Origin of the sequence: Pseudomonas sp. 008, assembly GCF_016861935.1 — a bacterium.
GTDB lineage: Bacteria > Pseudomonadota > Gammaproteobacteria > Pseudomonadales > Pseudomonadaceae > Aquipseudomonas.
In genome coordinates this window covers 1-22,804 of sequence record NZ_BOMA01000006.1, presented here as the reverse complement: position 1 = coordinate 22,804, position 22,804 = coordinate 1, and the positions used below count along the sequence as shown (strand labels likewise).

Annotated in this window: 17 protein-coding genes; 5 read left to right on the top strand and 12 right to left on the bottom strand. The window is 59.3% G+C overall.

Annotated elements, in window-relative coordinates:
* Positions 1-15: 15 nt before the first annotated feature.
* Positions 16-843 carry a DUF932 domain-containing protein gene (locus JUI81_RS13710; protein WP_204124479.1) on the bottom strand — a complete coding sequence of 276 codons (828 nt, stop codon included), beginning with the start codon at positions 841-843 and terminating at the stop codon, positions 16-18.
* A gap of 549 nt (positions 844-1,392) precedes the next feature.
* Here JUI81_RS13710 and JUI81_RS13705 point away from each other — a divergent pair.
* Positions 1,393-3,696, top strand: coding sequence for an AAA family ATPase (locus JUI81_RS13705; protein ID WP_038862326.1), 2,304 nt, complete (start codon positions 1,393-1,395; stop codon positions 3,694-3,696).
* A 64-nt stretch (positions 3,697-3,760) separates the two neighbouring features.
* Here the strand turns inward: JUI81_RS13705 and radC are convergent, their stop codons facing one another.
* From radC to JUI81_RS13685, 4 genes are all read right to left on the bottom strand, one after another.
* Positions 3,761-4,270 (bottom strand): DNA repair protein RadC, encoded by a 510-nt coding sequence (radC, locus tag JUI81_RS13700; protein ID WP_007704454.1) that lies wholly within the window; start codon positions 4,268-4,270, stop codon positions 3,761-3,763.
* Positions 4,271-4,629: 359 nt separating this feature from the next.
* Positions 4,630-5,694, bottom strand: coding sequence for a YhcG family protein (locus tag JUI81_RS13695; RefSeq protein WP_204124478.1), 1,065 nt, complete (start codon positions 5,692-5,694; stop codon positions 4,630-4,632).
* Positions 5,691-6,890 (bottom strand): site-specific integrase, encoded by a 1,200-nt coding sequence (locus JUI81_RS13690; protein WP_038858310.1) that lies wholly within the window; start codon positions 6,888-6,890, stop codon positions 5,691-5,693. Before JUI81_RS13690 ends, JUI81_RS13695 begins: the two co-directional genes overlap by 4 nt.
* A gap of 216 nt (positions 6,891-7,106) precedes the next feature.
* Positions 7,107-8,441, bottom strand: coding sequence for a dicarboxylate/amino acid:cation symporter (locus JUI81_RS13685; RefSeq protein ID WP_019581233.1), 1,335 nt, complete (start codon positions 8,439-8,441; stop codon positions 7,107-7,109).
* A gap of 337 nt (positions 8,442-8,778) precedes the next feature.
* Here JUI81_RS13685 and JUI81_RS13680 point away from each other — a divergent pair, with 337 nt between their 5' ends.
* Positions 8,779-9,777 carry an AraC family transcriptional regulator gene (locus JUI81_RS13680; protein WP_018926307.1) on the top strand — a complete coding sequence of 333 codons (999 nt, stop codon included), beginning with the start codon at positions 8,779-8,781 and terminating at the stop codon, positions 9,775-9,777.
* Between the two features lie 199 nt (positions 9,778-9,976).
* On the opposite strand, the gene JUI81_RS13675 is transcribed toward JUI81_RS13680, so the two are convergent.
* From JUI81_RS13675 to JUI81_RS13660, 4 genes are all read right to left on the bottom strand, one after another.
* Positions 9,977-10,336, bottom strand: a complete 360-nt coding sequence (locus tag JUI81_RS13675) for a DUF6124 family protein (RefSeq protein ID WP_019581235.1) — start codon at positions 10,334-10,336, stop codon at positions 9,977-9,979.
* A gap of 353 nt (positions 10,337-10,689) precedes the next feature.
* A complete protein-coding gene (locus tag JUI81_RS13670; protein ID WP_028938901.1) occupies positions 10,690-12,036 on the bottom strand; it encodes an ATP-binding protein in 1,347 nt (448 codons plus the stop codon).
* Positions 12,033-12,710 (bottom strand): response regulator transcription factor, encoded by a 678-nt coding sequence (locus tag JUI81_RS13665; RefSeq protein WP_192379480.1) that lies wholly within the window; start codon positions 12,708-12,710, stop codon positions 12,033-12,035. Before JUI81_RS13665 ends, JUI81_RS13670 begins: the two co-directional genes overlap by 4 nt.
* 92 nt (positions 12,711-12,802) lie before the next feature.
* Entirely contained in the window at positions 12,803-13,405 is a 603-nt protein-coding gene (locus JUI81_RS13660; RefSeq protein WP_019581238.1) for a membrane protein, read from the bottom strand.
* Positions 13,406-13,552: 147 nt separating this feature from the next.
* On the opposite strand from JUI81_RS13660, the gene JUI81_RS13655 reads away from it, so the two are divergent.
* Both JUI81_RS13655 and JUI81_RS13650 read left to right on the top strand, forming a co-directional pair.
* Complete coding sequence (locus JUI81_RS13655) at positions 13,553-14,344, top strand: dienelactone hydrolase family protein (protein WP_204124477.1); 792 nt, start codon at positions 13,553-13,555, stop codon at positions 14,342-14,344.
* A gap of 198 nt (positions 14,345-14,542) precedes the next feature.
* The gene (locus JUI81_RS13650) at positions 14,543-15,268 is read left to right on the top strand and encodes a 4'-phosphopantetheinyl transferase (RefSeq protein WP_204124476.1); all 726 of its coding nucleotides are present in this window, start codon (positions 14,543-14,545) and stop codon (positions 15,266-15,268) included.
* Between the two features lie 23 nt (positions 15,269-15,291).
* On the opposite strand, the gene JUI81_RS13645 is transcribed toward JUI81_RS13650, so the two are convergent.
* Together JUI81_RS13645 and JUI81_RS13640 are read right to left on the bottom strand one after the other, a co-directional pair.
* Complete coding sequence (locus JUI81_RS13645) at positions 15,292-16,902, bottom strand: ATP-binding protein (RefSeq protein WP_019581241.1); 1,611 nt, start codon at positions 16,900-16,902, stop codon at positions 15,292-15,294.
* A complete protein-coding gene (locus tag JUI81_RS13640; protein WP_019650367.1) occupies positions 16,899-17,612 on the bottom strand; it encodes a response regulator in 714 nt (237 codons plus the stop codon). Before JUI81_RS13640 ends, JUI81_RS13645 begins: the two co-directional genes overlap by 4 nt.
* A gap of 737 nt (positions 17,613-18,349) precedes the next feature.
* On the opposite strand from JUI81_RS13640, the gene JUI81_RS13635 reads away from it, so the two are divergent.
* Positions 18,350-21,244 carry a ribonucleoside-diphosphate reductase subunit alpha gene (locus tag JUI81_RS13635; protein WP_192379470.1) on the top strand — a complete coding sequence of 965 codons (2,895 nt, stop codon included), beginning with the start codon at positions 18,350-18,352 and terminating at the stop codon, positions 21,242-21,244.
* Positions 21,245-21,532: 288 nt separating this feature from the next.
* Here the strand turns inward: JUI81_RS13635 and JUI81_RS13630 are convergent.
* On the bottom strand, positions 21,533-22,804 hold a 1,272-nt coding region (locus JUI81_RS13630), incomplete at its 5' end, for a calcium-binding protein (RefSeq protein ID WP_204124475.1).

Below are 22,804 nucleotides of genomic sequence, written 5' to 3'. Positions count from 1 at the left end.
TTGCCGCGTAGGGATTCAGGCTTTCAACTGGCACATGCCATCGGCCAGCAGCCAGAGGGCACGATTCAGTCGGATGTTTTGGTCGATGCCCTGCACCGGGCGGGTTTGCTGGCGGCGCCCGTTGGCGCTGCGGCCACGCAGTCCGCCTTGGGTCAGGTTTTCTTGGGTGCGGTTGAACACGCTCCACAGGTCGGGGCGGCGGTCGTCGAAGCGGCGCGGCATCAGGATTTGCGATTCCGTGATGGGCGCGGGCTTGTCCGGGTCGTCGTACTTGAGGGCGAGCGCGGCGCGGGCGAACACTTCGGATTCGCCATCGTCCAAGGTGATGCCGCGCATGGCATCGCGCGATTCCTTCACCCGGTCGAAACCGCTCAAGACTTCGTAAGCGCCCTCAATGACCAGACCGGCCACGTCGCCTTTATGGGGCACTCGCACATCGGCCACGGCGTTGCCGCAGACAAGGCCATTGCTGCACACGAACCGGAACATTCCGGCCAGCATCTGATAGCTGCTGGTGCCGTCGTGCGAGTTCAGCAGCACGATTTCGTTGGCCTCCGCGCCGTTGATCTGGCTGGCGTGGCGCAAGCGAATCATGTGTTTGGTGTGCTCGCGCTTGCCTTCATCGCGCACGCGGGTTTGCGTCACCATGAAAGGCTGGAAGCCTTCTTTGCGAAGCTCGGTCAGCACGGCGGCGGTGGGGATGTAGGCATACCGCTGCGAACGGCTCTCGTGCGGCGCGTCCGCGAAGATGGACGGGGCCACGCGGTGAATCTGGTCGTCGGACAGCGGGTAATCGCTGCGCAGCGAGGGGGAGCGGGAAGCGAAACGGGATGCGAGTTGCATGGTCTTTCTCCTGACAAAAGAGGTTTGCTGTTCACACCGCACACCGGATTCCTAGATTCGGAGCCCAGCCTTTCGGCTGTTCGGTGCGGTCGGCACGAGGAACCCGGTTGGCCCTGTTGCCACCGTCTTTCCTGAGTTCATCGCCCGCGACGGTCAGGAGCGCGCGGACGGGGGCTGTCAAGGAAACAAGCGCAGGGTTGGTGCGGCCCGCAGGCGCAGCCGAGGACACGGCCCTGCGCGCCTTGACGGCCCCCGGCCGCGGGCTACAGTCGCGGACAAGGTGATGAAGTCAGGGAAGACGGCTGGACATGGCAACGGCCTCCCCTGTGTGCCGAACCGCACGGCAAGCGCAAGCGCGCAGGCCCGAAGCTGGAAGCCGGGCCGCAGGCGTCAGCGATACGGAAGGCTGGCAAAGCCAGTCCCGCCAGGGATGAGCGACTAGCGAACCTGGAGCAGCGCGATCCGCGAAGCGGAGACGCAAGAGGACTCTTCGTTTACCATTTGTTTCGCAAGCAAATGATGGGAAAGCAAGAACACGGAGATCTAGAAATGATTGTCTGCATCAACCGCCTCAAACAGTTCGGAATCTTCAGCGACTTCAATGGAACGAAGATCCAAAAGTTCGGCCGGTACAACCTGGTCTATGGTTGGAATGGAACAGGCAAGTCAACGCTATCGAATCTATTCTCTTGCTTTGAGCTTCGCTCGATGGTTCCCCGCTTCAGCACGGGCCAATTTTCAGTAGTTCTGGAGGATGGCTCAACGATCACGGAATCCACACTCCACTCATCCCAATTGAATATTCATGTTTTCAATCAACGCTTCGTGCATGAGAACATTGATTGGGACAAATCCGTAAAAAGCATCCTTCTTATTGCGAAAGAGAAGATTGATGACTTGCAGAAGCTGGAGAAGCTGAAGAGCGAGCTTCAGTCGAAAAAGAAGGCTCACGACGACAAGCAAAGCGATATCAAGAAGCAACGTGAGTCATTGGAGAAATTCCTGACCAATGCTGCCAAGAAAATGAAGCTTGGACTTCAGGCGATTGATACGAGCGACAGTTATTACTTGAATTACGACCGCCGCAAGCTCTCCAACTTCATACAGAATAATGGCGAGACAATTATCAAGGCGGAGTCGGTTCTTCCAGATGAGAGGGTTATCGACCTTACGAATGCCGCCAAGCCAGATCAGCTTCCAAGCATTGCTTTCGCCTCAACGGCCATTGAGCCGGACTATTTTAAGAAAGCGGCGGGCCGCATCAGAGATTTGATTGGGACTACGGCGGTCAATCAAGCAATCCAGCGGCTGACCGATAACCCGGACATCCGCGAATGGGTTCAAGCAGGCTTGGAAATCCATAAAAACCACGACTCGCAATCCTGCGAGTTCTGCGGCGCTACGTTTACCCAGCTTCGTGCCGAGGCGCTTGCTGCCCACTTCAGCAAGGAGTTCACGGAGTTTCAGAGCCGACTTCAGAACGCGGCGACATGGATTGAATCTCAAGGCGCTCCAGCTAATCAGCTTCCCGCATCGACCGAGTTTTATAAAGAACTATCGGCCGAGGCAGAGAAGCTTCAAAACGACTACGCAACTGCTGCTGAAAAGATCGACCAGCAAATGGACGGATGGCGGGAAGCCCTGAAGGCCAAGATCACAGACCCTGGGAAGACAGACATTCAGATCTCGGATGTGGTTGAAGACGATGTCACCAATTTCAATGACATCCTGAAGTCGATTGTTTCTCTCGTCGGAAAGCACAACAATAAGACTTCAAATTTCAAATCTGAGACCTCAAAAAGCAAGGTGGCACTGGAGCTTCACTTTGCTGCGGCTGAGGTGCAAGAATTTGACTATGCTGGAAGTGAGAAGAAGTGCAATGACCTTGAGTTAGAAGCAAAGAACGACCATAAGGAAATTGAAAAAATTAGTCTAGAGGTCGGAGCCATAGAAGCGATGCTCTCGAATGAAACGGTCGGGGCAAAGGAGTTCAATGACATCCTACATCGCTTCATTGGCCGCTCTGAGCTTTGCCTGAACTTCAATCAGAAGAAGAAAGGCTATGAGATCATCAGAAACGGGGTTGGTGAGCACGATGGGAATTTGAGCGAAGGTGAGAAGACTGCGATTGCATTTGTCTATTTCATCACGAAGCTCAAAGAAAATGGAAATAACATCAAGGATACGATCGTCGTCGTTGATGATCCGGTCTCAAGCTTTGATTCTAATCACTTGTTTCACGCCTACTCGTTCCTGAGAACGCAATGCACTGAAGCCAAGCAGCTTTTTGTGCTGACTCACAACTTCACGTACTTTAAGCTAGTGAGAGATTGGTTCACTGGCACCAATAGGAATCGAGTCAAAAAAGGCAACACCGAGAATTGCTTCTTTTATCGCCTGGATGCGCCACCTGGCTCCCCTCGTCATTCCCAACTTGTGGATGCCGACGACTCACTGAAGAACTACGGTTCCGAATATCACTATATCTTCAAGAAGCTCTACGAATACAGGGCGCACACGACACTCAATCGAGATGAGGCGTTCTTGACCGCCAACCTCGCCCGAAAGCTTGTTGAATCGTTCTTCACCTTCAAATATCCAAGGCGGCGAAGCGACATTAGTCAATTGATGGAGGCTGGCCTAAAAGATTGCACCATCACGACACCAGAGCTTAAAGAAAAAATATACCGCTTTATCAATAAGTATTCACATAGCGACGTTATTGAGATAACAGAGGAATCCGCAGAAAACTTGGCAGGCGAAAGCCACAGCGTCATCGGGCACATCTTCCAGTGGCTGGAAGAGGTGGACAAGAGACATTACGACGAGATGATTCAGGTTGCGACGGCCTGAGCATCAGGCCGAGGGCCATAGCTATGCCACCAGGCGCAGCAAAAAGGGGCCGAAGCCCCTTGGGCTAGATCAGCCCATGCTCGGCGAACGATGCCGTTTCGTTGCCCGCAACGATGATGTGATCGAGCACGCGCACGTCCACCAGACCCAACGCTTCCTTGAGCCGCTGGGTCAGCGCCCGGTCAGCCGCGCTCGGCTCGGGGTTTCCGCTCGGATGGTTGTGCGAAACGACGACCGCCGCCGCATTGAGTCGCAGCGCCTCCTTGACCACTTCGCGCGGATACACCGATGCACCGTCAATGGTGCCGTGGAACATCTCCCTGTATTCGATCAGACGATGGCGCGTATCCATGAACAGCACTGCGAACACCTCATGCTCGAAGCTGGCCAACTTTGTACGCAAATATTCCTTGACCGCCGCCGGCGAAGTGAACTCTGCTCTGCGCTGCATTTTCCGGTCAATGACCTGGCGCGCAGCTTCCAGGATGTCGTCGGCCGATGCCGGTAGATAGCGCCCATGCGCGTCGCGCACCAGCAGAGTGGAATCGAACGAGGGAAAGGACAGTTGCGACATGATCGTGCTCCGGTTGCTCGGGCGGAATTGCCCGGAACCGGCGACAGCACGGCGCAGCGCAAGCAGTCAGGGGTCGCAGACGGCCGCCAGGACGCAAGCGCGCATGGCGCGCGCCGCCCTTGACGGCGAGAACGCCGTGATACGGTGAAGGGAACAGCAAGACCGCCCACACCCGCCCACTGCACAGAGTCGATTTTTGGCAAGCGGAGCGCGCAGGCCCGGATCAACGAGCCGGGACGGAGGCGTCAGTGATGGAAGCCCGACAGGGGCGAGACTCGCGCAGCGAAGCTCGATGCGCAGCACGACAGCACGACAGCGCGACGGCGGCACGCCGGGACGCCCGACTGCTTGGGACAGGACTACTCGTTGTCGGTCTTGCGCTGCTCGATCTGCAACTGCGCCCGTTGCGTTGCCTGTTGCAGCCGCTCCACCAGCACGCCCCTCGGCGGCAAGGCGGTCAGATACTCGGCAACGTGGATGCCGGACTTGTCCAGCTCCAGCAATTCGATCTGCTCGCGCTTCTTGCCGGTGCAAAGGATGATCCCGAGCGGCGAGGCTTCCTCCGGCTCCCGTTCGTGCTTGTCTAGCCACCGAAGGTAGAGCTCCATCTGCCCTTTGTAGGCCGCCTTGAAGTCACCTACCTTCAACTCCACCGCCACCAGCCGCCGCAGCTTGCGGTTGTAGAACAGCAGGTCAAGGTGGAAATCCTCGTCGTCGATCAGAATGCGCTTCTGCCGGGCGACGAATGAGAAGCCCGCGCCCAGCTCCAGCAGGAAGGACTCCATTTCACGGATGATCGCCGCTTCCAAGTCGCCTTCCTGCCAAGTGTCCCGCAGGCCCAGGAAGTCGAGGATGTACGGGTCGCGCATGACCAGGGCCGGCGACATGCGCTGCGCATCGCGCAGGGTCGCCAACTCCTGCGCTATGGTTTCTTCGGGCTTTTGGGAAAGCGCCGTGCGCTCGTACAGCATCGAGTCGATACGCTCGCGCAGCGTCCGCACGCTCCAGCGTTGGGTGCTGGCCATCTGTGCGTAGTAGTCCCGCTGGAGCGGGTCTTTCAGCGGCATCAGGGCGATGAAGTGCGTCCAGCTTAACTCTCGTATCAGTGATACGAGAATTCGCTCGTCGGGGAAGGTGGCGGCGAACTGCACCATGCGGCGCAAGTTCTGCTCTGCAAAGCTGCTGCCGTACTCCTCCACCAACTGCGCAGCCAAGGTGGGCAGAACTTCCTTACCGTAGGCGCCCCGGCGCCCGTCCAAGACCTGCGTGTGGATGCACTGGCCGATGCGCCAGTAGAGCATCGTAAGCTCGCTATTCACCGTCGAGGCGGCGCGCTTGCGCGCCGCCTCGATCAGTGCCCGAATGTCGCCCAGCAGCGCCGCAGGAGCTGCGAGCGATGCTGCTGATGACCGGCGCCCGTTCATGCCACCGCCTCCGCAAGCTGCCGCGCGCCCGTGATGGCTTGGCGGCGGCTGGCCACCAACTCGGCCGCCTCGCGCACCGGCTTGTCCTCGGTGTGGACGTAGTGCATGAACATCGCCACGGTCTTGTGGCCCGTCAGCTTCATGCCCACTTTGGTCGGCACACCGGAATTGGCAATGTCGGTGGTCGAGCGATGACGGATGCCGTGCGTGCCAACGTGCGGCACGCTGGCGGCCTTGAGCGTCCGGCACCAGCCGCCATAGTGCTCGCCAAAGGTTAGGTGCTTCGCCGGGTCGTTCGGCGACGGCAGGACGTAAGGGCAGCCTTCCAGCCGCGGCGCCGTCGAAAGCAGCCGATAGGCTTCCTCGCTCATGGGCTTGGAAATGCCGCCAACCTTGCTGTCGGGCCACACCACGCGCCGGTTCTCGAAGTCCAGCCAGCTCCATTCGAGCGGGCAGATTTCGGAGCGCCGTGCCGCAAACTCGAATTGCAGCCGGATCGCCAACGGGATGACGTAGTTCTCCAGCCCCTCCGCCTCCAGTTTCTCCAACTGGCGGAAGATCCGCACCATTTCCTCGTCCACGATGAGCCGGGTTTCCTTGCCAGGCGGGTACATCGGGACGTGACGGCACGGGTTCGTGCCGTCCGGGCGGAAGCCCCACACTTCGGCCAGGTTGAACATCTTGCGTAGCACGCCGAAGGTCTTGTTGGCCTCGGTCGGCTTGTAGGCCAGCTTTTCCATCAGCCCCGCAATGTCGGGCCGCTTCACGTCATGTGCCTTCTTGCGGCCCAGCAGTGGGATGATGTTGCGGTCGATGACGCCCTGGTAGCCGTCCTGCGTGCTGACCTTGTTGCGCTTCTTGGAGTAGTCCTCCATGAACTTCTTGCACAACTCGGCCATTGTGGGCGCCTTGCGCGCCTCGGCCTTGGCGCCGCCGGGGTCGCCACCCCGGCGAACCTCGGCCAGCCAGTCCTGCGCTTTGACCCGCGCCTGTTCGACGGTTAGTTCCCCGTAGAGTCCCAGCGAGGGCTTGCGGGGCTGGCCAGAGTTCGTGCGGTACTGGAGCATGAACACCCGGCGCCCCGTCGGGGTAATCTTGCAAAGGAAGCCGGGCACGACGGTATCCCGTAGTTCGATGTCCTTCGCCTGGGGTTGCGCCGACTCTACGGCGGTCTTGGTGAGCTTGATCTTTGCCATGATGACTCCTTGGAACGACCCGGATTCCAGGAGCCAGATAGGAGCGGCGCGAGGGAGAACCGGGTCAAGTTTCAGAAAGCACCGGCATATGATGAACGCGCGTAAGTTATTGATAAACCTGCTGTATAGGGCTACGTCGCAGTCCAGCGAACTACCGGGCTGGAGTCATCGTGAAACAAAAAACCCGCCGAAGCGGGTTTTTCATTACAACAAGGCTTACTTGGCGTTCGTCGGGGTTGCCCCTTCGACGTGGCCCAAAACATCATCTTTAGGCTCGTCGGCAATGCCGCGACCGCCCGAGGCCAGCTCGGATTGCAGCACGTCGGTGTCCAGTTCCTTGACCCACTTGGCCACAACAATAGTGGCAACCGCGTTACCGATCAGGTTGGTCAACGCGCGGGCTTCGGACATGAAACGGTCGATACCCAGGATCAGCGCCAGGCCGGCAACCGGCAGGTGGCCAACAGCGGACAAGGTAGCGGCCAGTACGATGAAGCCACTACCGGTCACGCCAGCAGCGCCTTTGGAGGACAGCAGCAACACCACCAGCAGAGTGATCTGGTGAGTGATGTCCATGTGGGTGTCGGTTGCCTGAGCAATGAACACTGCCGCCATGGTCAGGTAGATCGCAGTACCGTCGAGGTTGAACGAGTAGCCGGTCGGGATCACCAGACCTACCACGGATTTTTGCGCCCCCAGACGCTCCATTTTGATCAGCATGCGTGGCAGTACCGACTCCGAAGAGGAAGTACCCAGCACGATCAGCAACTCTTCGCGGATATAACGGATCACTTTCAGCACGCTGAAGCCGTGAGCGCGAGCAATACCGCCCAGCACGATCAGAATGAACAGCAGGCAGGTGATGTAGAAGCAGGCCATCAGTTGACCCAGCTGCACCAGCGAGCCAACACCATAAGCACCGATGGTGAACGCCATGGCACCGAAGGCACCGAGTGGCGCGAGCTTCATGATCATGTTGATGATGTTGAACATCACGTGGGCGAAGCGATCGATGAAGTCCAGGATCGGCTTGCCGTAGGCACCCAGGCGATGCAGGGCGAAACCGAAGATCACCGAGAACATCAGCACTTGCAGGATATCGCCCGTGGCGAACGCACCAATGATGGTGGTCGGGATCACGTTCAGCAGGAAGCCAACGACGCTTTGATCCGCACCGGCAGCCACGTAGGTTGCGATTTTGGAGGCATCCAGCGTGGTGACATCGATGTGCATGCCGTTACCCGGCTGCACAATGTTGACCACCACCAGACCGACCAGCAGTGCAATGGTCGAAACGATTTCGAAGTAGAGCAGCGCGTAACCGCCGGTCTTGCCAACCGACTTCATGTTCTGCATGCCCGCGATACCGCTGACGACGGTGCAGAAAATGATGGGAGCGATGATCATTTTGATCAGTTTGATGAACCCGTCACCCAACGGCTTGAGGGCTACACCGGTCTGCGGGTAGAAGTGACCGAGCAGGATGCCGATGGCGATGGCAACGATCACCTGGAAATACAGGGATTTGTACAGTGGCTGACGAGTCGTCATTGCAAAGTTCCTCAAGAGCGCCCGGTGACAACATCCATCTGTTGCCCAAGACACTTCAATTGCGAACCCTCCTGCACTGGAGGGATTTGTTTTGTCGAGCTGCGCAACGGCAGGCATCTGCTGGTTGTATCGCAAGGCCCGTGCCACATTCGCCAAAAAGCCTGCGAGCCTTTTGACATCAAGGGTTACAGGTTTTTTTTGGTCACCAACCAGTTACAACTATGTGGCGGATTTCCGCCAACCCGTCTGACCTCGTCCTGTAATTTGGCGGATATCCGCCTTGTTCATCGTCGATGGGCACCGCTACCATCCATTGCTCAGTGGACGGACCTGCCCCATGCGTGAACGCACCATCGCCAGCCATTTCGCCCGTGCCGCCCTCGGCGGCGCGCGCCGACGTGGCTATGACTATTCGAGCCTGCTGCAGCAACTGGGGATCAGCCCCGAGTTGCTTGAAGAACCACGCGCCCGAATCGCGCCTGAACAGTTCACCCGGTTGATCCAGGGATTGTGGCTGGCCCTGGACGACGAATACCTGGGCTTCGGGCAGGCCCCGAGCAAACCCGGCAGCTTCGCGATGATGTGCCATGCAGTGATCCACTGCCGCACGCTGGAGAAAGCACTCAATCGCGGCCTGTTGTTTTACAGCCTGTTTCCCGGGGCGCCGCGTCTGACCCTGAGCCGCGAAGGCGAGATGATTCGCCTGAGCCTCGACGATTCGCCGCTGTGGGACCCGGACCACTTCCTCAGCGAAAGCCTGCTGGTGATCTGGCATCGGTTCGGCAGCTGGCTGATCGGCCAGCGCATTCGTCTGGAGCACGCCACATTCAGCTACCCGAGGCCCGAGCACGGGGCCGAATACGACTTGCTGTTTTCCTGCCCGCTAACGTTCGATACTACTCAGAGTAGCCTGCTGTTCCACAGCCGCTACCTGAACATGCCGCTGTTGCAGGACGAACGAACCCTCAAGCACTTTCTCGAGCGCTCCCCCGCCGACCTGCTGTCACGCCCCGACGAAGGCGACAGCCTGAGCAGCCAATTGCGGCGCTTGCTCAGCCGCGACAGCGCACGCTGGCCGGACCTGGAAGCGGTGGCGGCACACCTGCACATCAGCCCGCAAACCTTGCGTCGGCATTTGCGTGAGGAAGGTACGAGTTTTCAGGAATTGAAGGATCAGTTACGCCGGGACATCGCGATTTATCACCTGGGGCGGGCGGATCTGTCGTTGCAACAGATTGCCGAGCAGTTGGGGTTTTCCGAACCTTCGGCGTTTCATCGGGCGTTCAAGAAGTGGACGGGGTTGACGCCGGGGGCTTATCGGGCTCAGGAGAATTGATGGTGTACTCACCGCATAACTATGCAGCTAGACAGGCTGTTGTGGCGAGGGGGCTTGCCCCCGTTGGGTTGCGAAGCGACCCCAAAATCTGCAACCGCAGGTATTCAGGTACACCGCATACACCGGTTTTGCGACTGCTGCGCAGCCGAACGGGGGCAAGCCCCCTCGCCACAACAAGCCCCTTTGCCACAGATCCTCGCTAGCCCTGCGGATCAAGGTTATCCAGCACTCGGTTGACGGCCAGCTCGCCGAGCATGACCACCGATTGAATCCCCAACATCATGTTGCGATGTGGCATGTCCATCAACCCGGCGAACTCACTGAGCATCACGCTGGCTGATGCCAGGGATTCGCAGGCGTTGACCAGCAGGGTTTCGTTATCGACCTTCGCACCCACATGGTAAATGGTGCTGGGTTTGCGCTTGGTGTCTTTGGGAGTGGGTGGTTTGAGGTAGTGGTCGAGGGCGCGGTCGGCGGCTTCGTGGAGTTTTTTGGAATCGAGGGATTCGTAGGGGGAGACGTCGTCGGGTGCTGGTGGATTAGGTGTTGGTTTGAACATGGATAAAGCCTCCTAGAGTCATGGAGCCGCCACTGTTCGCTGCGAGACGAAAGAAGGTGGCAGCTATACGCGGGTCGCAGACCGGGACTCTAGAACCGGCAGACCCGAAGGTCTCCCACGTACAGCCGCCATAATGTGAACGGAGGATGTTGTGCGTCTAGAGATACACGGGCTGCGAGACCCGATCGCTGATTCGTCAACGACAGGGAAACGATATAGCCCACGCCCCAGGCGCACTAGCCGGCGGATTCTGGCGTAGTCGTAGGCAGCGGCGCAAGGATGTGTAGGTTGGGTGAGTTTCTGGAAGTGTCGTTTAAACATCGCCGTTTAAGATTTTCGGCCAGGCACCCACATCAAACCACCGGAAAATGAATCCGGAATGCCGCCCCGCCCATCGGCGAATCCCCCAGCGTCAGCTTGGCGCTGTAGCTTTCGATGATGTCCTTGACCACCGCCAGGCCAATTCCCTGCCCCGGATGCTGGCGGTCCAGGCGCTCGCCGCGCTCGAGAATTCGCGCGCGTTGGTCCGGTGGTACACCGGGGCCATCGTCTTCAATGCAAAGCTCAATGCCACTGAGGGTTTCGCGCACGCTGATGCGTACTTCGTTCAGGCACAGGCGATAGGCGTTTTCCAGCAGGTTGCCCATCATTTCCAGCAAGGCGCCCTGCTCGATCGGCACGTAGCACTGCTCCGGCAGATCGAAGACGACCCGCACGCGCTTGTCGCGGTAGACCTTGTCCAGAGTGTCGCAGAGGCTTTGCAGCACCGGCCGCAGGCGCACCTGATGGCGCACCAGGCCGCTTTTGCGCAGGCTGGCCCGTTGCAGTTGATAGCTGATCTGCTGGCTCATGCGCTCGATCTGGGTTTGCAGCACCCAAGCCTGATCGCGCTCTTGCGGCTTTTGCGCCATGTCTTCGCTGACCCCTTGCAGCACCGCCAGCGGAGTTTTCAGGCTGTGGGCCAGGTCGTCGAGAGAGTCGCGATAACGGCTGCGCTGTTCACGCTCGCTGTGCAGCAAACGGTTGAGCGAGCCGGTCAGGCGCAGCAGTTCGCGCGGGTGTTGTTCGCTGAGGCTTTCGCGGGTGCCGCTTTCGATCTGGTCCAGCTCCTGGCTCAGGCGGCTCAACGCCTGCAAGCCCCAGGTCAGGCCAACCCAGAGTAAAACGAGCAACACCAGCAATGCGGCACCGAAGCCCAGATAGAGGTTTTCCCGCAGGCCTTCGAGGGTGGCTTCGTATTCGCGCACCGGTTGCAGCGCGACGATGCTGAACGCCGCGCTTTTGCCGCCGAGCAGCTTGACCTCGACGTCATAGACGAAAAACTCTTCACCATTGGCCTCGCGAATCCTCGCGAACTCGTTGCCGCGTCCGTCGTAACGCGGCTTGTAGTTGATGTTCTCTTCCTGGGTGGCCTTCGAGCGCCAGACCAGGTGACCTTCGCGGTCATAGATGTAGCCGAGCAATCGGCTGTCGGCGAGGTTGAAACGCTCATCGGGCAACTGCGCCGGCATCTGCAAGCGGTTGTTATCCACCCGGGCGGCGGAGATCAGCGTGGTGACGTCCGACGCCAGGCGCTGCTCGATGGAGTCCTGCAACGCCAGGCTGAACGCGCCCTGCATCGCCGGCAGTAACGCCAGCATGAACAATACCGCCAGGGTGGTGGCGGCGAGCATCAAGCGGACACGAAGGGAACGAATCAAGTGCAGCGCTCATTGAACAGGTAGCCGAGGCCACGCACGGTATCGATCGGCTTGAACCCGGACGGGCCTTCGAGTTTGCGACGCAAGCGGCCGACCAGCACTTCGATCACATTCGGATCGCGTTCGTCGTCATCCGGGTAGAGCTGCTCCATCAAGCGGTCCTTGGCCACCACTTGCTGGTGATGGCGCATCAGGTATTCGAGGATCCGGTATTCGTAGGCGGTCAGCGCCAGCGGCTGGTCATCGAGGGACGCCTGTTTGCGATTGAGGTCCAGCAGTAAGGGACCGGCGACGATGGTCGACTGGGTGAAACCGCTGGAGCGACGCAGCAAGGCATTGAGCCGGGCGTCCAGCTCTTCGAACTGGAACGGCTTGACCACGTAGTCGTCGGCACCGGCGGCGAGGCCTTCGACCTTGTCTTGCCAGTTGCCGCGCGCGGTGAGGATCAGGATCGGAAACGTCTTGCCTTGGGAGCGCAGCTGACGAATCAGGTCGAGCCCGCCCATGCCCGGCAGACCGAGGTCGATCACCGCCAGGTCATGGTTGAACTGCTCGGCCTGATGCAACGCATCGATGGCGTTGGCCACGGCCTCGACCACGTGGCCGCTGTCCGTCAAACGGGTCTGCAGGTGATGGCGCAACAGCGCTTCATCTTCGACAACCAGCAATTTCATAAGGCTCTCCGGGGCAAATCAACATCTCCAAAGGTCAGTTAAGCCTGCTCCCACAGGTTGCGAGGCTTAACTGACTGGCAACCAAACGCTGTTTAGAAAGCGTAGTTGGCGGACAAGTACGTCTGGGCGCTGCTGGTCAAGTCCAGCGAACCCTGTTTGCTGCCGCCGCGCTCGCTCATCTCGGTGCTGGCGTTGCTACGCAGGTAACGGTAACCCAGCTCGACCGAGGTGTTTTGCGTAACTTGCTGCAACACGCCGACCTGGCCGCCAATGGCGTAACCGATGTCGCTGTCGCGGCTGAAGCCTGGCGATTCCTGGGTCATTTTGGTCAAACCGGCCGTGGCACCGCCGAACAGTTTGGTGCTGCCACCCACTGGGTAAAACAGATCGTAGCTGCCCAGCAGGTTTTCCTGACGCAGTTTAATGCCATTATGCGAGCCCGACACGTTGTCGTAAGTGGCGTAGTAGCGGCCCTGGCTGTCTTGCTGGCCCACACGCAAACCCCAGGTGTTGTCCTTGCCGATCACACCGTCGGCGTTCGGGTGGTTGAGGTTGTCGTTCAGGGCACTGGATTTTTTAACCTTGTCGCTGGTCTGGCCAAAGGTCAGGCCGGCAAAATTGGTGGTGTCGGCGTGGGCGGCAACACTGGCGCCCATCACGGTGAAAGCCAGGAGCAGTTTTTTCAAAGTAGTCATTGGGGAACTTCCTCATGCGCTATGTGCTTTTTGGGTACGGGGCAAGGTTACTGACCTCACCCTGTACAGCCCCTGAACGCACTCTGAACCTGAGCTGAATCAAATCGACTACGCTTTCTTGACGTTTGTTTATAAGGAGATTCAGCCATGCGTGTGTTGCTCGCCCTTGTATTACTGGCCGTGAGCGGGGTCAGCCAGGCCGCCATCAAGACCCAGGAAATTCCCTATCAGAGTGCCGATGGCACCAAGCTGATTGGCTATTACGCCTACGACGACGCCATTAAAGGTCCGCGTCCGGGTGTGGTGGTGGTACATGAATGGTGGGGGCTCAACGACTACGCCAAGCGACGCGCCCGCGATCTGGCCGGCCTGGGCTACAGCGCGCTGGCGATCGACATGTATGGCGACGGCAAGAACACCGAACACCCCAAGGACGCCATGGCGTTCATGCAAGCCGCGACGAAGGACAGCGCAGCAGCCAGCGCGCGGTTTCAGGCCGGGCTCGATTTGCTGAAGAAACAGCCACAGACCGATCCGGCCAAACTGGCGGCCATCGGCTATTGCTTCGGCGGCGCAGTGGTGCTGAATGCCGCACGCCAGGGATTGCCGCTGGCGGGCGTGGTGAGTTTCCACGGTGCACTGGCGACCAATACGCCGGCGGCGCCTGGTAGCGTGAAAGCGAAAATCCTGGTGGAGCATGGCGCGCTGGACAGCATGGTCACGGCAGATAATGTGGCGGCGTTCAAGGCGGAAATGGACAAGGCCGGTGCCGACTATAAATTTGTCAGCCTCGAAGGCGCCAAGCATGGGTTCAGCAACCCTGATGCGGATCGTCTGAGCCACGGCGATCATGGCGGGCCGGACATTGGTTACAACAAGGCCGCCGATGAGAAATCGTGGGCGGACATGCAGGCGTTTTTCAAGAAGATCTTTGGCTGATCAGATAGACCTCTGTGGCGAGGGGGCTTGCCCCCGTTGGGCTGCGAAGCAGCCCCAAAACCTGCAATCGCATGTCGACAGACACACCACGTTGACCGGGTTTACGACTGCTTCGCAGCCGAACGGGGGCAAGCCCCCTCGCCACAAAAGCCCTGCTGCCACTACCCAGCCATTGAGCTAAACGGCAAAATGCCCGTCATGAATCCCGTCCCCGCCCTACCCGCCTGCTGCACCCCGCTCGACGCCCATTGGCCGCTGCCGTTTGTGCTGCCCGATACGGTCCTGCTGGGCACTCACTTCGATACCAAGCAATTGGCCAGCGATGATTTCCAGCGCAGTGCCATCGAGCCGCCCGCGAGCATCCAGCGTTCGGTGGCCAAGCGTCAGGCCGAGTTTCTCGCCGGGCGGATTTGCGCTCGGGCCGCGTTGCAACAGCTGGAAGGGTTGAGCTTCATTCCGGCCATAGGTGAAGACCGCGCACCGGTGTGGCCAGCGCATATCACCGGTTCGATCACCCACAGCACCGGCCGGGCCGCGGCGATTGTCGCGAACAAGGCCCATTGGCGCGGCTTGGGAATGGACCTGGAAAATCTGCTCGACGCAGAACGGGCCGAACGCCTGGCCGGAGAGATTCTCACCGGGCCTGAGTTGCGGCGCATGGCCGCCGGGGCTCGCGATCAGTTGGCGATGGTGGTGACGCTGACGTTTTCGGTGAAGGAAAGCCTGTTCAAGGCGCTCTACCCGATCGTCCAAAAGCGCTTCTATTTCGAACACGCCGAAGTGCTGGAGTGGAGCGAGGGCGGTGAAGTGCGGTTGCGGTTGCTGACCGACCTGTCCAGTGAGTGGCGCAGCGGCACCGAACTGGACGCGCAGTTTGCGGTGATGGATGGGCAGTTGTTGAGTCTGGTCAGTATCAAGGCCTGAAGCCCCCTGTCACGTGCCCAACCTCAACGCCGCTCCTGATTCCTCGGCCAGCTCAAACTGAAACACGCCCCGCCCAGGCTTTTGCTCTTGCTGATCAGCGCTCGCCCGTCGTGCCAATGGATGATCCGCCGCACAATCGACAACCCCAGCCCATGCCCACCCGAGGCGCGGGTGCGGCTGTCGTCGAGGCGCAGGAACGGGGTGAAGATTTTCTCCCATGCCGTTTCCGGCACGCCCGGCCCGTCATCCTCGACATCCACCCGACAGCGCTGCTGCCCCACCTGATAGCTGACAGTCACCCGTGAATGGGCATGGCGCATGGCGTTGCTCACCAGATTCTGCAACGCCCGGTGCAGGTAACGCGGCTCGGCCTCGACCCAAGCCCCGTCGCAATCGGCGGCCGACAGGCACAAGCCGCGCTGTACCGTGACCTCGGCGCGCAACGGTGCCAACTCCTCGATCACCTGATTGACCAACGCATCCAGATCGATCCGCTGGAAATTCAGCGCCGGCGAGCCCTGTTCCAGCCGCGCATAAGTGAGCATCTCGTCGACCAGTCGATCGAGGTCTTCGATGTCGTGATCCATCCCTTCGCGGTATTTCTCCAGCGCCTCAGGCGTGGTGGCCGAGCCGATCATCTCCAGGCCAAAACGCAGGCGCGCCACCGGTGTGCGCAATTCATGGGACACGGCACGCACCAGTTCTCGCTGAATCGCCAACAATTGCTGCAAGTGCTCGGCCATGCCGTTGAACGCCGAGGCCAGCCGCCCCACCGAGTCGGCGCCGCGTGCCGGTACGCGGGTTTCCAGGCTGCCCTTGGCAATGCGTGTGGCGGCAGCTTCGAGACCGCGCAAACGACGCTCCAGTTGCCGCACCAACAGATAGACAATCAAACCAATCAGGCTCAAGCCAAGCGCCGCGATCAGCACCAGCCACTCGGGCGGGTAAGGATTCATCTGATACAGCGGACCGATTTCCAGCACCCACGGTGTACCGACCATGCCGGCAAACACCCGGATCGAATCGCCGCCCTTGCCCAGCGCCATCACCGTGTCGCCTTCTGACACGCGGCGGCTCTGGTCTTCGTCCATGTCGGCTTCATCGACCGTCACCAGCCGCAGATCGAAGCCGAAGCCCTTATCTTCCTTTAACTGCTCCAGACGCTTGGGCTGCTCGGCCACCGGGTAGCGCACCAGTTCATCGGCCAGCAGGTAAATGGTCGCCCGCGCCAGTTGCTCGCTGATCTGCTGGACTTCACCGGTGAGCACCAGTTGTTCCTTGTCGCTGACCAGACGATAAACCTTCGCCGCGTGCGGGCCGGTCTGCTCCACCAGTGCCTGACCGCGCAGTACACGGGTACGCTGGGTCAGGTCGAGGTCAGTCTGGGGGAACGTCTTCAGCGCCAGTGGAATCCCGAGCAAGCGCTCCCACAACAGCAACGCCCGATGGCGCTCGGTTTCGTTCATCGGTTGCAGGTTATCGGCCATCAGTGAGAACGTGCCGTGGGCCAGGCGCTCGCGGTACTGCTCGCTGCGTACCTGATTAAGCAGGTGCAAGGCCAGCACACCGAGCACCGCCACCAGAATCAGCGCCGCGCACATGCCGCCATAAATACGCAGGAAGATCGAGTTCACAGGGTGCAGGCTTCCGGCACGAACAAATAGCCTTTGCTGCGGACGGTCTTGATCAGCCGCGGATGCTCCGGGTCATCGCCGATCTTGGGGCGGATGCGCGAGATGCGCACGTCGATGGAGCGGTCCTGGCCGTCATAACCGATACCGCGCAGCGCGGTGAATATTTCTTCGCGGGACAGGATTCGCCCGGCGTTGGCCACCAGCAGCCAGAGCAGATCGAACTCGGCGCTGGTCAATTCGATGCCTTTGTCATGCAGCCAGGCTTCGCGCAATGCGTTGTCCACCACTAGCGGGCCGAACTGCAGGCGCCGGAGTTTTTCCGGGGCCACCTCCGGGGCTTCGCTGCGGCGCAGCAGGGCTTGAATACGCGCGAGCAATAAACGTGGACGCACCGGTTTGCAGACGTAGTCGTCGGCGCCCAGGTCCAGGCCAAGAATCTGATCGGTGTCATCGGTGCGCGCGGTGAGCATCAGGATCGGCCCGTCATAGCGGTCGCGAATCTTCCGGCAAATGCTCAAGCCGTCTTCGCCGGGGAGCATCAGGTCGAGAATCACCAGGTCCGGCTTCTCCTTGATGATGCGTGCTGCGGCCAGGGCGCCATTACCCTCGATCGATACGCGCAGGCCATTGGCTTCCAGGTAATCGCGGGTCAGTTCGGCCAGACGCTGGTCGTCCTCGACAATCAATACCTGCCAGGCTTCTTGCTCCACGATGACCTCTGCTTGCCAACACCATCAATAAGGAAGGATCCACCCGTCTTTTTGTAATGATTGGGGAGGATAAGAATGCATCTGCATGGGCCGATTGTATAAACGCCACACGTCTGGAACACAAGCCGGTAAATGCGTTCGGACACAACGGTTTTTTGTGATAGGGTTCGCGCCCTTAAAAATCCGGATGACTGTTTTCTGTCGCTGAAAATCAGTGAAAAATGGTCGGCTCCAGCTAGGTCGCGGCCTACACGCCTGTTCCCTCTTTCACACACAATTTACGCACAGGTTTATCCACAGGTAGTACGTTGCAACACCCTCAAAAACGCATTATCTTGTACCTCGGCGCAAAAAAAACCCTACATGTAGGGTTTTACGCCAAAAACCAAACACAAACCGGACACCGATTTCAAGCGCTTTTATTGCCTCTTTCCGGTTGAACCAAACGTATTTTCGAAAGACCAAACCGCGCGTGCGGATGGCTACTGTTTTTAAGCCCGAAACGGCGATAACGGTACGGGTGTTGCAGTCATTTACTGCCGCCCAAAACGGAATTCGGTTTCAGGCCCAAGGCGTGACACCAAAGACTTCGGCATGGAAGCGGCGCCCGATAGCCCCTTCCTGATCTGTCCCGAAGTTGGTATGCCCGGCCCCCGCCGGTTGTAGTGCTTCAGGACAGAACGGTGGGCACCGTGATGGTGCCCAAACAAACATAGAGAATGTGGAGATACCCCCCCATGCAAACCGACACAACTCGCGAGAACCCGCAGGGCACCTTGCCGCAGGCCACCGATTCGAATTCGGATCTGTCCGCCACCGCGCCTGGCCAACTGCGCGTGATCAAGCGTAACGGCACTGTCGTCCCTTACACCGATGACAAGATCACCGTCGCCATCACCAAAGCGTTTCTCGCAGTTGAGGGCGGCACCGCTGCCGCTTCGTCGCGAATCCACGACACCGTTGCCCGCCTGACCGAACAAGTCACCGCGACTTTCAAGCGTCGCATGCCTTCGGGCGGCACCATCCACATCGAAGAAATCCAGGACCAGGTCGAACTGGCCCTGATGCGTGCCGGCGAGCAGAAAGTCGCCCGCGACTATGTGATCTACCGTGACTCCCGCGCCAAAGAGCGCGCAGCGCACTCCCCTGCCGAAGAAGCCGTCAACGCTCACCCATCGATCCGCATCACCCGCGCCGATGGCAGCCTCGCACCGCTGGACATGGGTCGTCTGAACACCATCGTTACCGAAGCGTGCGAAGGCCTGGAAGAAGTCGACGGCGAGCTGATCCAGCGCGAAACCCTGAAAAACCTGTACGACGGCGTGGCCCTGACCGACGTCAACACCGCTCTGGTGATGACCGCCCGTACGCTGGTCGAGCGTGAACCGAACTACTCGTTCGTGACCGCCCGCCTGCTGATGGACACCCTGCGTGCCGAAGGCCTGGGCTTCCTCGGTGTCGCCGACAGCGCGACCCACCACGAAATGGTCGACCTGTATGCCAAGGCACTGCCTGCGTACATCGCCAAAGGTATCGAATTCGAATTGCTGAACCCGGTTCTGGCGTCCTTCGACCTGGAAAAACTCGGCAAGGCGATCAACCACGAGCGCGATCAGCAGTTCACGTACCTGGGCCTGCAAACCCTGTACGACCGTTACTTCATTCACAAGGACGGTATCCGCTTCGAACTGCCACAGATTTTCTTCATGCGCGTGGCCATGGGCCTGGCGATCGAAGAGAAGCAGAAAGAAGACCGTGCGATCGAGTTCTACAACCTGTTGTCGTCCTTCGACTACATGTCCTCGACCCCGACCCTGTTCAACGCCGGTACCCTGCGTCCACAGCTGTCGAGCTGCTACCTGACCACCGTGCCGGATGACCTGTCGGGCATCTACCACGCGATCCACGACAACGCCATGTTGTCGAAATTCGCAGGCGGCCTGGGCAACGACTGGACCCCGGTTCGGGCGCTGGGTTCGTACATCAAGGGCACCAACGGCAAATCCCAGGGCGTCGTGCCGTTCCTGAAAGTGGTGAACGACACCGCCGTCGCCGTTAACCAGGGTGGCAAGCGCAAAGGCGCTGTCTGTGCCTACCTGGAAACCTGGCACATGGACATCGAAGAGTTCATCGAACTGCGCAAGAACACCGGTGATGACCGTCGTCGTACCCACGACATGAACACCGCCAACTGGATCCCTGACCTGTTCATGAAGCGTGTCTTCGATGACGGCAAGTGGACCCTGTTCTCGCCGTCCGAAGTTCCGGACCTGCACGACCTGACCGGCAAGGCCTTCGAAGAGCGTTACGAGTACTACGAAGCCCTGACCGAGTACCCGGGCAAGGTCAAGCTGTTCAAGACCATCCAGGCCAAAGACCTGTGGCGCAAAATGCTGTCCATGCTGTTTGAAACCGGCCACCCATGGCTGACCTTCAAAGACCCGTGCAACCTGCGCAGCCCGCAGCAGCACGTGGGCGTGGTTCACAGCTCGAACCTGTGCACCGAGATCACCTTGAACACCAACAAGGACGAGATCGCCGTTTGCAACCTGGGCTCGATCAACCTGCCGAACCACATCGTCGACGGCAAGCTGGACACCGCCAAGCTGCAACGCACCGTGAACACCGCCGTGCGCATGCTCGATAACGTGATCGACATCAACTACTACTCGGTGCCGCAGGCGAAGAACTCCAACTTCAAGCACCGTCCGGTCGGTCTGGGCATCATGGGCTTCCAGGACGCTCTGTACCTGCAGCACATCCCTTACGGTTCCGACGCTGCCGTCGAATTCGCCGACAAGTCGATGGAAGCGGTCAGCTACTACGCGATCCAGGCTTCCTGCGACCTGGCTGACGAGCGTGGCGCCTACGAGACGTTCCAGGGTTCGCTGTGGTCCAAAGGCATCCTGCCGCTGGATTCGCAACAAATCCTGATCGAGCAGCGTGGCCAGAAGTACATCGACGTTGACCTGAACGAATCCCTGGACTGGGCACCGGTTCGCGCCCGTGTACAGAAAGGCATTCGTAACTCCAACATCATGGCCATCGCACCGACCGCAACCATCGCCAACATCACCGGCGTGTCGCAGTCGATCGAACCGACCTACCAGAACCTCTATGTGAAATCGAACCTGTCGGGCGAATTCACCGTGATCAACCCGTACCTGGTTCGCGACCTGAAGGCTCGCGGCCTGTGGGACTCGGTCATGATCAACGACCTGAAGTACTACGACGGTTCGGTGCAGCAGATCGAGCGCATCCCGCAAGAACTCAAAGAGCTCTACGCGACTGCCTTCGAAGTGGACACCAAGTGGATCGTCGACGCCGCCAGCCGTCGTCAGAAGTGGATCGACCAGGCTCAGTCGCTGAACCTGTACATCGCCGGCGCTTCGGGCAAGAAGCTGGACGTGACCTACCGCATGGCTTGGTACCGTGGCCTGAAAACCACCTACTACCTCCGTGCCCTGGCCGCGACCAGCACCGAGAAGTCGACCATCAACACCGGTAAGCTGAACGCTGTTTCCAGCGGCGGCAACCACGGTGACGACTCGGTCCTGGCAGCCCCAGCCGGTCCAGCTCCAGTGCCGAAGGCTTGTGCCATCGACGAGCCGGATTGCGAAGCTTGCCAATAAGCTGAGCCGGTAAGCGCTCCAGGGCGCTTACCTGAAACCCCCGATGAGCCACTGGCTGGTCGGGGGTTTTCTTTTGCCTGCTTTTAAGGTCAGAAGATCGCAGCCTTCGGCAGCTCCTATACCGATATTGCATACATCTGTAGGAGCTGCCGAAGGCTGCGATCTTTTGATCTACCCTGCCTGGAGAAATCCACGGCAAAAAAAACGGCAAAACCTGAAACGCAGGTTTTGCCGTTTGTGTTTTACAACCGCAGCCTCCATCGACATCCGGTGGAGGCTGTCACCGGGTTAAACCGGTATGGTGAAAGAGTCTCCGTTGTTGGTAATGAACGTCTCGATGGTGTTGGCCCCGGCATACCAGTCCTTCAGGAACACCCCGGAGTCCAGATTGCCGCTGGACAGGTCGGCGGCATTGAAGATGTAGGCACCCAAGTCGTTTTTGACCACACGGACATCGCTGAGGCTCTGGATGTTTTTCAGGGTGACAGTATCCACACCGGTGGTACCGTCATCGAAAATTGCGACCATGGTTTTGGAGGAAACGAAGTACGCATCGCTACCCTCACCGCCATACCCGTCACCCGATGCGCTCAAATACAACTTATCGGCACCGGCACCGCCACGAAGTTCATAACCACGGCTCAACCCCATCAACGTGTCGTTCCCATCGCCCCCGTCAGCAATGCCCGACAGGACCGTGATGTTGTCATTCCCCGCTTCGCCGTAGAAGACCGAACCGACGTCATGGTTGTGACCGATGATGTAATCATCGCCATTACCGCCATAAATGGTGTCGGCCTGATCGGCACTTGAAGACGTTACCGCCAGCGCCCCCGTTACAGTGAAGCTGTCGCCGTACAGAATGTCATTGCCATCACCGCCATAAAGGGTGTCGTTACCGGCACCACCTTCCAGCATGTTGGCGTAGGCATTGCCGGTCAGCGTATCATTGAAGGTAGAACCGACCAGGTTATCGATGTTGCTGAGCACATCGCCCTGAGCGTCGCCCCCAGTTCCGGTCCCGGTCAGCAGGTTGACCTGGACCGCATCGGAGCTGTTCACATACCAGGCAGCATCACCGCGACCCACGCCGGTCAAGACGTCCGCACCGCCGCCGCCCACAAAACTTTCGACCGCGCCGGCGCTGCCGGTAAAGGTGTCGTCGTAATTGGAGCCCAGGAACGCTTCGATGGAGGTGTAAACATCGCCTGCTGCAATTCCGGTCAGCACTGGCACACTCAAATCGAGGGTGACGCCGGAACCTTCGTTTGCAAAACTCAAGAAGTCGGTGCCTGCACCACCATCGATTCGGTCCGCACCATCCCCGCCGATGAAGATGTCAGAGAAGTTCGAGCCGCTGATCTGCTCAATGCTGTTGTAGGTATCACCCGCAGCAATGCCGGTATGAATACCGGTTTTGAGATTGATTGTCAGACCTGAAGCACTGTCGCTGTAGCTCACCGTGTCTGTACCGGCACCACCGATAAACTGGTCAGCACCGTCACCACCACGCAGGGTGTCATTACCCGCACCGCCAGTGATGATGTTGTCGCTGGCGTT